This window comes from Vibrio sp. 11986-1-5, from assembly GCF_963878025.1.
GTDB classification, from domain to species: domain Bacteria; phylum Pseudomonadota; class Gammaproteobacteria; order Enterobacterales; family Vibrionaceae; genus Vibrio; species Vibrio injensis.
The window spans coordinates 52,020-64,159 of sequence record NZ_CAWNVW010000004.1 but is presented as its reverse complement, the minus strand read 5'-3'; the positions used below and the strand labels follow the sequence as shown (position 1 = coordinate 64,159).

Here is a 12,140-nt window from a genome sequence, read left to right as displayed (position 1 = left end):
ATGAACCACTGGTTAGCTTTTGCAACCGAGCTTATTGTAGCCAAAAAAACTAGCCAATTAGCCGCGCTATTCGTGGAAATAATCCAGCGAGAGCAAGGATTAGATACCTGTCTTTTTCTTGCTCCTAGCGCAGATGGTCGCACTTTAGTGCCTCAAAATGATTCACTCAATTTCAGTTGGTCTGTCACTGATTTTGAGTGTCCTTTTGCGCATGTTTTACAATCAGCTAAGCGAATGCATTTGACCATCAATGAATTGGTGTTTTGGCGTTCTAACCATTATTTTAGTCAACTGACTGATCGAGTCGGTAGGCAAGATAGCGTCGTCATACATCCACTAATGAATGATGATAATCAAGTTCATGCCATATTGTTCTTAATTGGCCAGCATAGTGTGTTGAGAGGATTGTTTGAACAGCCACCATTTATTAAATATTTAGAGGTATTTAATCATCAATGGTTATTGTTGAATAAAATTCTACGTGAGGAACAAAGTCGTTATGAACTATCAGAGTCTTTGTCTGATGTACGTAATGATCATGTTAATCGCACATTGCTTGCTAATTTAGCAACCACATTGATCGGAAACAGTTCCGTAATGCATAAATTACGTGAACAGGTTATTAATGCAGCGCCCTCACAGCTATCAGTTATGATTCAAGGGGAAACAGGTACAGGAAAAGAATTGGTTGCTCAAGCAATACACCAGTTCTCTACTAGAAATAAGGCGCCTTTTATCGCGATTAATTGCGCTGCAATTCCTGAAAATTTATTAGAGAGTGAATTATTTGGTTATTGTAAGGGGGCGTTTTCTGGTGCTGATAAGGATAAACAAGGCTTAATCGCGCAAGCCAATGGCGGAACCCTGTTTTTAGATGAAATAGGTGATATGCCACTCACGCTACAAGCTAAGTTGCTACGTGTCCTTGAAACGCAGTTATTCAGGCCTCTTGGAAGTAAGAAAGAGCAGTCTTCTAACTTTCGTCTAGTGTCTGCAACCCATGTCAACCTGCTGGATCAAGTGCGTAAGAAAGCATTTCGTCAGGATCTATATTACCGTTTATTTCAATATCCTATTATCTTGCCTCCTTTAGCTACTAGGCTCGATGATATTGAGTTACTCAGTCAATATTTTGTAGATGGCTTTAATTTGCGACATAAAACTAATATTCGAGGGTTACATTACCAAGCGCTCGACTGCCTTAAGTCTTATGACTTCCCAGGCAATGTTAGAGAGCTGAAGCATCTTATTGAGTTTGCTTGTGCACAAACCGCTGATGGTACGCAAATAGAAGAACCGTGTTTTAGTCATCGTTTATCGAGCATGACTACTGTGTCAGAGGATTCGTTCTCTTCACAAGAAATTATTGAGGATGAGGGCAAGAAATTAAATCATGTCGCCATTGGAGATCTAAAGCAAGCTGTTAATGAGTTTGAATCTCGAATCATCCGTGAAAGATTACAATATTTTTCTGGTGATAGAGCTAAGGTCGCGGAAAGTCTGGGTATTCCTAAACGTACATTGGCTTACAAATGCCAAAAATTGGAGATTAAAACCCCATGAGTAAAATACGTTTCCTATTTTTCATCAGTGTGCTTTTTGGTCTCTCGATGACCTCTGTCAGTGCATCTAATCAAGTGTTGGAGCAAGCAAATGCCTGTACAGTCATTACCTCACGTTTGGATAGGCTTAATTGTTTTGACTCCTTATTTGCGACCCCAGTGAATCAAATGCTTCCTAGAGTGATAGAAAATAATACGCCATTGTCATGGCAGCGTGCGTTTAATAGTTTGAGTGAATATCAAGAGGGAGATGCTTATCATCTGACAACCGAAGGAGAGGGTGAGAAAACGAACGCCTGGATTACATTGCTTGCCTTAAATCAAACCACTCACTTTCCGGATAATGCTAAACCAGTATTGCTGATGAGCTGTATCGATAATTTAAGTCGAGTAGAATTGGCTCTGCCAAGTGCGATTGATGATCCTCGTATCCAACTTTCTATTGCTAATACGGAAGTTCAGTATTGGCGCAGTGACGATTTGGGGCTGTTATTTTCATCAGGAAGAGGAATGCCAGCTATTGATATGATGAGAGCCATGGCTAGTGGAAAAATGCTTATGCTACGTTCTAATTCTCCATTTATCGATGGTTTGCGATTTGATACTAGTGAGCTTTCGCAATCGTTGGGTGCATTAAGAACACGTTGTGGTTGGTAAGGAGCCCAAATGGAATTAACTGATTATCGACGTTGTGTCACTCAACCAATCCAAGAGGCTAACCCTGTTGGTGAAAGATTGATTGACGATCCATTGTTTGACTTTGTTGAAGATCAAATGATGAAGGTAGGGTCACTTTCTCATGCCAGCGTTCAATGGGATGAAGTTGAACATAGTTCGCTTAAATTACTCAGTGAGAGAAGCAAAGATCTTAAACTGCTTATTTATTTATTGCAGTGCCTTCATTATCGAGTTTCTCCTGCGCGTTTTATCGTTTCACTACAAATCCTAAACGACTTTATGTCTTTATATTGGGAGGAGTGTTTTCCTGCGCCAGGAAAAAGAGGGGCGCTGCCTCGCCGTAAATTCTTTAGTCAAATTGTTCAACGCTTATCGTTAGTGATTGATAAATTAGATTTTTCTCAATTTGATATGCAAGAACGTGATGATTTAACGGTGGCTCTGGAGTCATGGAAAGCGTCAGTCACGAGATTTGGACTCATGTCCGATAGTATCGATAGCCTTATGAGCCAAATTCATAGCAAGCTACAGCGTACTATTGAGCGAGAGCAAGTAACAAAAACCGTTCAACCAACTCAGGATATTGAGCAAAAATCGGTAACGACACCTAGTGTGATCTCCATAGATAGCTCAAGTGATAAAGCAACAAAACAAACCTTACTTAAAGTGGCAGAGTTTCTTTCGGAACAGGAGTTTGGAAGTGCCTTGGCAATACGTATCAGACGTTATGCGGTATGGTCGTCGATAACCTCTTTACCTGAACACGATGTGCATGGTGAGACTTTACTCCGCGCGATGGCACAAGAGCGAGTAAAAGAATACCACGATCAAATGCGCAGTCCGGATTTAGCACTATGGAGAAAAGTCGAACAAAGTTTGACGATGGCACCCTATTGGTTCGAAGGACAGATGATGAGCTATCAGATTGCGCATAGCTTGGGTAAAAAAGAGTGGTGTGAGGCGATTTTGACGGAAACTCAGCAATTTATCGCTCGTTTGCCCACATTAATCGATTTGAAGTTTAAAGGTGGAGAGCCTTTTGTTAATCATAGTGTAAAAGAATGGTTATTGAGTCAGCAACAAACGACTACTCAAGGGCAAGTCGCTGGTGATTGGCAAGAAAAGCGAAAAGAAGCACTGACATTGGCGAAAGAGGGGGGCATTGCTGTCGCCCTGTCTATGCTAAATGATGGCTTAGTGAGCGCTAGTGAACCAAGAGATAAGTTTTATTGGCGACTATTATCTGCTGATTTATTAAATACTAATAATTTAGATGCGATGGCGAAAGAGCAGTACCAAACATTACACACTCAAATTACAAAAATGAGTGTGACAGATTGGGAACCCTCATTAGTTGAGCAATTAGAACGATACACAACGTCAGAGTAAACGAAGGACAAAAACCCATGTGGAAATATATTGTTGGGATCGCGAGAAAATTAAAGCCTGGTATCGCAGCTGCAATGCCTATTTTGTTATTCAGTATTTTTATTTTGTTGAATGTGGCCATTTGGTGGATGGGCCCTTGGGTGGAGATTTCGGGTAATAAGCCACTTGACTCAGTAGCAGCGCGAGCGGTGACAAGTAGTTTATTTACTCTAGGTTCTCTGGCTATATGGGGCATTTGGCAGTGGCAGAAACTGCAGGGTTTTAAAGCAGAACAAAAACGTGAAGAGCAGTTACGCGAAGACCCTATAAAAGCTTATGAAGAGCGTCAAGAGGTTGAATTAAATCAAGTCATGCTTAGCATGAAAGAAAACCTTAATAAACGTAATTACCTCTATGCTTTACCATGGTATTTGGTGTTGGGACTAGAAAATGCAGGTAAAACGAGCTTAATTAACCGTTCTGGACAAAACTTTGTTTTTTCTTCCGTGATGAGAGCATCGGGTAAAAAAAGTGAGAATCCGTACTCTTTTGATTGGTGGATCGGTGATGAATCTGTACTTATTGATCCTGATGGTGAATTACTGACACAAGGTAAGCAGAGTGATGAAAATGATGGTGTTATGGAACGCCGGTTATGGCTTCATTTTGTTAATTGGTTGGAAAAAACACGCAGTCGTCGACCACTCAACGGTATCGTATTAACATTAGATGTTTCTCATTTGGCCACTGCAACCGCCACGGAACGCAAAGCTTATGCTAACTTGTTGCGTGCGCGTTTGCGTGAATTAATGGAGACACTCTCCACTCGTTTACCAGTTTACATTGCGTTAACCAAATTAGATTTACTGCATGGTTTTGAACCGTTCTTTAAAAACTATTCACGCAGTCAGCGTGAAGATGTATTAGGTTTTACCTTCTCGTTGGATTCGATCAATGACTTAGATAATTGGCTCAATGAGTTTACCGATGATTATAGCCAATTTATAGAAAGAATTAATGATGCTTTACCTCATGCAGTATCGACTCCAATGAGTTTGGATGAACGTAATGCTATTTACAGTTTTACTCGCCAAATCTCTGGTCTGAAAGACATTTTATTGCAGTTTTTTAATGATGCTCTCGCCAGCGATCAGTTTTCTACCTCTGCTTTAGTTCGTGGAGCTTACTTTACCTCTGTATATCAACAAGGGGTGCCGACTAATGCTTTTGATGATGCAGCATCACGCCGTTATGGCTTAGAACATGCTATTAATAAGGCTCAACAAGCAAAAAATTCAACCGTTTATTTTACTCAGAAACTATTTAATAACATTATTTATCCTGAAGCAGGCTTGGCGTCAGATAATTTTCGAGTAGCTAAGCAAAAACGTCGTTTAATTGGTTTGTCACTGTTAGCTTGTTCTATTGCAACCGTTTTATTAATTGGCAATTGGCATCGTTATTATCTAAATAACGTAAAACAATCCGATGCAGTATTGACTAAAGTTAATGAGTATAAAAATGAGTTCCCATCGAATATTTATTTATCATCTCAACAAGATGTATTGCAGCCATTAAATAAAATTCGTCAAGCGACTTTAGAGTTTGGTTTCTTTCGAGATAAACCGAAGTACATTTCCGATTTTGGCTTATATCAAGGTCATACTATTGGACCTATGGTTGAGGAGACTTATCTTAATTTATTAGAAAGTCGATTTTTACCTTTACTCATGGCCGACGTCGTTGTCCAGCTTAATAAGGCAACAACGGATGAAGAAAAGTTGGCAATATTAAGAGTTTATAGGATGATGGTTGATAAAAGTGGTCGCTATAAAGACTATGTCCTTGATTATTTTGCTAAGTATTGGCAACAAGAGTTTGCAGGACAGCGCTCAATTCAAGAGGAGCTACTTGGCCACTTAGATTATGCCATGCTGCATACTGATCTTGCTGGTCACAGGGAGAATGGGGATCATAATGCTGATATGGTGATGAAGCCCTATGATCGGGTGATCGCTCAAGTTCAGAACGATCTTGGCTCTATGCCTAATGATCAACGGGTCTATCGTAATTTAAAATTAAATGCACAGACGGTGCTCGGTCCATCGGTAAATTTACGTAATCTTATTGGCCCAGTATTTGATGTCGTTTTTGAAGAAAGAGTCATTAATAGCAGCGCCTTATATATACCACAAATGCTTACCAAAAAAGGCTTTGAAGACTACTTTATGCCTCAGTCTGAATCAGTCTCTGAGCTAGCTTTGATTGATAGTTGGGTACTAGGTCAATCTAAATCAGCTCAATTTAGTGAAGCAGATAAACAAGCATTACGTGAAAAAATAAGAAATCTATATGTGGCCGATTATGCGAATACGTGGCGAACGGCGTTAAATGAAATTAACGTAAAATATTTCCGTGATATTAATGATGCTGTATCGGTATTAGAAAACTTGACCGGTAATATTGAACCTATGCAGCGTTTACTGCGTGCATTAGAAAGTAATACACAAATGTATACTACGCTTCCTAGAGATGAAGCCGCACAAAGAGAGTTACTCAGAAATCCTCGTTATCAGGTTGCTTCTTTGATTTATGCGCCTTTCGCTGAACTTAACACGCTACTCAAACCAGTTGGTGATCGACCTGCTTATATTAACGAAGTTCTTCTTGCGGTTGAAGAGTTACAAAACTACCTAAAAGCCATTCAACAAGCTCCTGATGTTGGAATGGCTGCTCTTGATGCCACTAAAGCACGTGTTAGATTAGTCAATTCTGACCCTATTTACACGGTTAAGCGGGTTGCTTCTGGTTTACCTAAACCATTAGACACCATGATAGCCAAACTGGCTGATGAAAGTTGGTATGTTGTCAAACAAGAAGCCATAAAGCATTTAGAAGTTCGCTGGCATGATGATGTTTACAAAGTCTTTGAAGAAAAATTGGCTGGGCGATATCCGTTTAATTCCGATTCGAGTAAAGATAGCTCATTATCTGATTTTGAGGCTTTCTTCGCGCCTAACGGTACATTGGATAGCTTCTACAATAATCAGTTAAGAATGTTTGTTGAGGAAAATATCGCTGTTCACGATGATGACAGTGCCCAGTCTATCATTCGTAAAGATGTCCTTGAACAGCTCAAACAAGCGAAAAAGATACAGCAGGCATTCTTTAATCGTAAAGGAATTGTTGATGTTAGCTTCTCAATTGAGCCATTACGCCTCAGTAATAATAAACGTCGCAGTGTACTCAATGTAGATGGTCAATATTTGGCTTATAGTCATGGTCCTAGAGAGAGTGTAGAACTAATTTGGCCAAATACATTACGTGAATCAGCCGTATCTAGAGTCACACTGATACCAACTCAAAATAACATGTCTCCTCGGAGTATTAATATTCAAGGACCATGGGCGTTCTTTCGTTTACTTGATCAAGGGGATGTTGTCGGAGCTAGCCCTACTTCGGTTGATTTCAAATTCATCGTGGATGGTGGAGAAATGATCTACCGACTGAATTCTGAAGCCGATGTGAATCCATTTACAGAACGATTGTTTAAATCATTTAAACTCTCTAAAACACTATATTAAACCTTCATGAGGAGTGATGATGAATTACTCCTCAAATAACTCAGGACGCTGTAGCTATGTCCATTTTTGTATTTACTGACCAAGTTCGTTTTCATTTAATAGATGATGCTTCTGGTATCCGGAATATCGATCTTTATCAAAAGATCAGAGATGAGATCAACCGTCGTAACAACCCTCTCTCTGGTGGAACTGATTGGTCATTGGTAAAAGATGCCTGTGAAACCTTAGCGAAAGGTCCAGGTATTGATCTTTTATTATGTGGTTATTACACCGTTGCTTGTTTAAAAATACAAGGATTAGTCGGTTATGCAAATGGATTAGAGTTACTTAATAGTTGTTTAAGTAACTTATCAGAACCAGATATAAAATCAGCTAAAATGCGTAAAGAAGTGTTAGATTGGGTCAATGCTCGTGTTGTTAGAGAGTTAAAGGATTTATATCCAAACTATGAATCTTTACGAGATCTCTATCGTTGTGAGCGATTTCTTGAGCGTATTTATGCTATTTTAGAATCTCAACAGCCAGATAATTTAGTTGATTTTGATGGCGTTGGATTTGCTATTTTTGAGCATATTGATCGTTTAGAAACGCAATATCAGTCCTTACTTAAACGTCACGAACAAACTGATTTGGTTGTTCAGGAGAAGTATAGAAAACGTTCGTACGTTATGTATGCCATCTATTTTTCTATAGGGGTTTTAATCTCTGCACTGCTGTATGGTTTAGTCGCCTATTTACCGGGTCTTCAAGCTCAGTCTTATGCGCAATCTAGGTTAATGCCAATATTAAATAGTAGTGAAAAAGTGATGTTATTCGAGCAGGAAAACTCACCCGCAAAAATTAACCAACTATCTATTGATATCGTACCTTTATACCGACAGGTTATCGAAGAAAATATGGATTTACCTTTTGGGTCGGCTCGTGTTGAAGCGAGAGCTTTATTAGATACTTTATTACGAGTTTATCCAAATGTAGATACTGTGATAGAAATTGAACAACAATTTTTAGCAACAAAACAAGAGGCTCTGCGACAAACTGAGCGATTTATTGAACAGTTTAGTGAAACACGAACTAAAATGGCCAATATCTCATTACTTGCTCAGCAAGGGAGATTGTCTGAATTGCAAAGAAAAACCAAATCGTTAGAAGATTTTGCAGTCAGCTTATCACCCATCTATGGTCGAGTGGCTTATGTAGAGGATCTGATAAAAAAAGGTCAGATAACTCAGGCAAGTGAAGAATTTATGATTTTAAAATATCGATTAAATAATTTGACCTGGAAAATTGCTGAGCTTGAACAGAAGCTTCAGATGATTGAGTAACACCTTTTATCAAATAGTAATTTATCTAACATTACAATAAAAAAGAAAGGAACACGAAATGGCAAGGTTACGTTTTCGGCTAAAAGTGGATGGGTTGGCAGACGATGTCTTGATGGTGCATAAATATCAAGGTGTCGAATCGCTGTCGGACAGCCAGCAGGATGGTCAGCATTGTTATGGTTTTCGTTACCACATCCAGCTTGCCAGCCGTCGCTCAGACTTAACCGCGCTAGACGTTGTTGATAAAACAGCGCAGTTAGAAATGTGGCGTGATGGCCTACTCGTGCAGCGGGTGCATGGTATTGTCCGTCAATTTAGCCAAGGCAACATTGGTTATCGCCATACCTTTTATGGATTAACGCTGGTGCCCGCTTTAGACCGTTTATCGCTGCGCCATAACAGCCGCATCTTTCAGCGCCAGACGGCTCCCGAGATCATCGCCACGTTATTAGAAGAGATGGGCATTACCGATTACGCCTTTTCATTGCAGCGTGACTGTGCCCAACGTGAGTTTTGTGTTCAGTATCGAGAAACCGACTTGGCTTTTCTGCATCGCTTAGCGGCGGAAGAGGGGCTGGTGTATCACTTTATTCATGAAGAAGAGAAACACACCTTACTGTTCACCGACGACAGCCAAGGGCTCCCCAAACTGGATACGCCGATCCCTTTTAATGCACTCGCGGGGGGCGTGATAGACAGCCCGTATATTTCTGCTTTTGAGCAACACACCCAAAGTCACGTTAGTCACACCGCCTTACAAGATTACAGCTTTAAAAAGCCGAGTTATTCCTTTGCTCAGCAAGCGCACGGGCAAGGGATAGATTATCAGCGCGACACCTACGAACACTTTGATGCGCCGGGGCGCTTTAAAGACGATGTCAGCGGCAAAGCCTTTAACCAGATACGTTTAGAGTACCTACGTCGAGACGCGCGCACCGCAACGGGAAAAAGTAACCATCCATCCCTACAAGCGGGCGCTAAGTTTGATTTACAAGACCATCTCGATGAGAGCGTGAACCGTGATTGGGTCGTGGTCCGCGTGCAGCATGAGGGTCATCAGCCCCAAGCCTTGGAAGAAGAAGGGGGCAGCGGCGCGACCACTTACAGCAACCAATTTACCCTTATTCCAGCCGAGGTGAACTGGCGTGCGACGCCTCAAGTGAAACCGCAAATGGATGGTCCGTGTATCGCGATGGTGGTCGGTCCGGAAAACGAAGAAATCTTCTGTGATGAACATGGCCGCGTTAAGCTGCATTTTCCGTGGGACAGATATTCGAACGGTGATGAGCACAGCTCTTGTTGGGTGCGAGTGTCACAAGGTTGGGCGGGCAGTCAATACGGCATGATGGCTATTCCGCGAGTGGGTCATGAGGTGATAGTTTCGTTTTTAAACGGCGACCCAGACCAGCCTATCGTCACCGGTCGCACCTATCACGCGACCAACCAACCGCCTTACCCTTTGCTAGAGCACAAAACCAAAACGGTGCTGCGCAGTGAAAGTCACCAAGGGGAAGGCTTTAACGAACTGAGTTTTGAAGACCAAGCTGGGCAAGAGAAAATCTACCTGCATGCACAAAAGGATGTTGAGGGGTTAGTGCTTAATGATGCGACGATGCACATTAAACACGATAAGCATCTGACGGTAGAGAACGACCAATTTAGCCATATCCATCATCATCAGCATTTAACGGTGGATGGCGAGTGTCGCTTGAAAGTCGGTCAAGACCACAGTGTCGAGGTTGGCGGCGCACTACAGCAAAAAGTAGCAACGCTGGTAGCGATAGAATCAGGGCGAGAAATAAGTTTAAAAGCGGGTGCAAAAATTGTGGTTGAAGCTGGAGCGGAGTTAACCCTAAAAGCAGGGGGCAGTTTTGTAAAAGTCGATGCAGGTGGCGTGCACTTAGTCGGTCCTGCCATCAACCTAAACGCGGGCGGCAGTGCCGGCAGCGGTAGCGCTTATGGCGGGCAATTAGCCGCAGCACCAAGAATGTTAGCGCAAGCTAAACCAGTAGCAGAATTGGTTCAGCCGGATATTGCTGCCTCAATGCAATCAGGCGCGGCGCGTGTTATTGATGTGGCATCACTCCCCACAATGATGCCGAGTTCAGCCAATAACACGGCAAATGATGAGCCTGTGGCTGAAGAGAAAACACCGGAGCGAATGTTAAAATCCGATCTTCTCAAATCATCTGATGAGCTTGAAAGACTCGCTATGGGGCAAGTCAGCTCTTATCGACGAGGTAATTATAGTGAAGAGGTTAAACTACTACAGCAAGCGCTAATGGAGCTTGGGTTTGATTTGGGGAAAGCAGGAGCTGATGGTGACTTTGGGAGCAAAACTAAGACCGCGATTGAGCAGTTCCAGAAAAGCTATCAACCAAGCCACCAAACCCACCCGTCTTACAGCATTGGCCCCGTTGACGGTATTGTCGGCAAAGGTACACTACTGGCACTAGACGAAGCCTTGATGGATGGGTGGGTGTATGAAAATGATGAGATGGATCTGAAATGGTTGACTGTACCTAAAGGTCAGCTCACTTTTGATGCTGAAGGGAATGATATTGAAGGTAGCCCATTTTTTTCTCGTAGGGTCCATGTTCCGAATAACAATGGAAAAGTGATAGGGAACTCTGGTATTACAATCGGTAGGGGCCTTGACTTAGGTAGTCCACCAACTGGAGCTAATGGACAAAATCCATCAAAGTTAGAACTGAGGAATTTATTTCATTCAGCTGGTCTTAATCCTAAATTATCAATGTGGCTTCTAAGTGTTGAGGGTAAAACAAAAAGCGATGCATTGGATGCGTTGAATTCTAGCGGCTTGACAGATGATGAACTAGTTATAACTAGAAAACAGCAATATATTATGTTCAATCTTGTCTATGAATATTTAGAAAATAAGACGAAAATTTTAGTCACAAAACGTGATGTACAAGAGGCATATGGAGTTGTTGATTGGGACGGCATGCCTAGTAAAGTAAAAGATGTAGTTGTAGATATTACTTATCGTGGCGATAGTTATTCAAAAACAAGAATGCACTATGTTCCTGTTCTTGCTAAAGCTAAAGAGTCTGGAGACTATAATGACTTTACTTTGGTAATGAAAGATACAAATATATGGAGTGATGTCGTTGTGACAGCGAAAAATAGATTTTTAAGAAGATGGAAGTATCTGCAATGAAAAAATTAATAATTTTGTTATGTGTGTTTTTTTCTTTTGGTTGTAACGCTAAAGCAATTCCAGATAAGGAGGGGTTGATATTTTTTGCTAGGTCATATTCAGACTTTGAAAGTGGTAGTGTTGTTGTATATGTTCCCGTTAATAAACCATGTATCAATGTTATAAGCTCTGGTAATAATTATGAGTTTTGTGACCTTCAAAAGAACATAAATGGGGTTAATGCTACTTTAGATAAAGGGTCAGAGTCTGGTATTTGGGTTGTTGGATTAAAACTAGATATATCAATGGTCGAATTTACCTATAGAACACCTTATTTTGATGAGGTTTGCACTATTGATTTATTAAATGGTAATAAGTTGCAGTGTGGCAATGCTCTATAAGAATCGTCGCAACGAGCAGGCGCTAAGTTTGCCCAGGATGGTCGCCGTTATCTTGAGCAGTGGCC

General features: G+C 41.2%; 7 protein-coding genes. All 7 read left to right on the top strand.

The window, feature by feature from the left end; translation table 11 throughout:
• From AACS00_RS01780 to AACS00_RS01750, 7 genes are read left to right on the top strand one after another with little or no spacing between them, the layout of a single operon-like run.
• Entirely contained in the window at nucleotides 1–1,563 is a 1,563-nt protein-coding gene (locus AACS00_RS01780; RefSeq protein ID WP_110168301.1) for a sigma-54 interaction domain-containing protein, read from the top strand.
• 47 nt (nucleotides 1,564–1,610) lie between these two features.
• A complete protein-coding gene (gene vasI, locus AACS00_RS01775; RefSeq protein WP_110168317.1) occupies nucleotides 1,611–2,219 on the top strand; it encodes a type VI secretion system-associated protein VasI in 609 nt (202 codons plus the stop codon).
• 9 nt (nucleotides 2,220–2,228) lie between these two features.
• Nucleotides 2,229–3,629 (top strand): type VI secretion system protein TssA, encoded by a 1,401-nt coding sequence (tssA, locus tag AACS00_RS01770; protein WP_110168300.1) that lies wholly within the window; start codon nucleotides 2,229–2,231, stop codon nucleotides 3,627–3,629.
• Nucleotides 3,630–3,646: 17 nt separating this feature from the next.
• Nucleotides 3,647–7,192, top strand: coding sequence for a type VI secretion system membrane subunit TssM (gene tssM, locus AACS00_RS01765; RefSeq protein ID WP_110168299.1), 3,546 nt, complete (start codon nucleotides 3,647–3,649; stop codon nucleotides 7,190–7,192).
• A 56-nt stretch (nucleotides 7,193–7,248) separates the two neighbouring features.
• Nucleotides 7,249–8,514, top strand: coding sequence for a type VI secretion system ImpA family N-terminal domain-containing protein (locus tag AACS00_RS01760; protein ID WP_110168298.1), 1,266 nt, complete (start codon nucleotides 7,249–7,251; stop codon nucleotides 8,512–8,514).
• Between the two features lie 58 nt (nucleotides 8,515–8,572).
• Nucleotides 8,573–11,695, top strand: coding sequence for a type VI secretion system tip protein TssI/VgrG (gene tssI, locus AACS00_RS01755; protein ID WP_110168297.1), 3,123 nt, complete (start codon nucleotides 8,573–8,575; stop codon nucleotides 11,693–11,695).
• The gene (locus AACS00_RS01750) at nucleotides 11,692–12,075 is read left to right on the top strand and encodes a hypothetical protein (RefSeq protein ID WP_110168296.1); all 384 of its coding nucleotides are present in this window, start codon (nucleotides 11,692–11,694) and stop codon (nucleotides 12,073–12,075) included. The genes tssI and AACS00_RS01750 overlap by 4 nt, the downstream gene beginning before the upstream one ends.
• The last annotated feature ends 65 nt before the right edge of the window (nucleotides 12,076–12,140 follow it).

Coding starts and splice junctions, on each gene's coding strand:
- AACS00_RS01780 (WP_110168301.1), top strand. CDS start 1: ATGAACCACTGGTTAGCTTTTGCAACCGAGCTTATTGTAGCCAAAAAA.
- vasI (WP_110168317.1), top strand. CDS start 1,611: ATGACCTCTGTCAGTGCATCTAATCAAGTGTTGGAGCAAGCAAATGCC.
- tssA (WP_110168300.1), top strand. CDS start 2,229: ATGGAATTAACTGATTATCGACGTTGTGTCACTCAACCAATCCAAGAG.
- tssM (WP_110168299.1), top strand. CDS start 3,647: ATGTGGAAATATATTGTTGGGATCGCGAGAAAATTAAAGCCTGGTATC.
- AACS00_RS01760 (WP_110168298.1), top strand. CDS start 7,249: ATGTCCATTTTTGTATTTACTGACCAAGTTCGTTTTCATTTAATAGAT.
- tssI (WP_110168297.1), top strand. CDS start 8,573: ATGGCAAGGTTACGTTTTCGGCTAAAAGTGGATGGGTTGGCAGACGAT.
- AACS00_RS01750 (WP_110168296.1), top strand. CDS start 11,692: ATGAAAAAATTAATAATTTTGTTATGTGTGTTTTTTTCTTTTGGTTGT.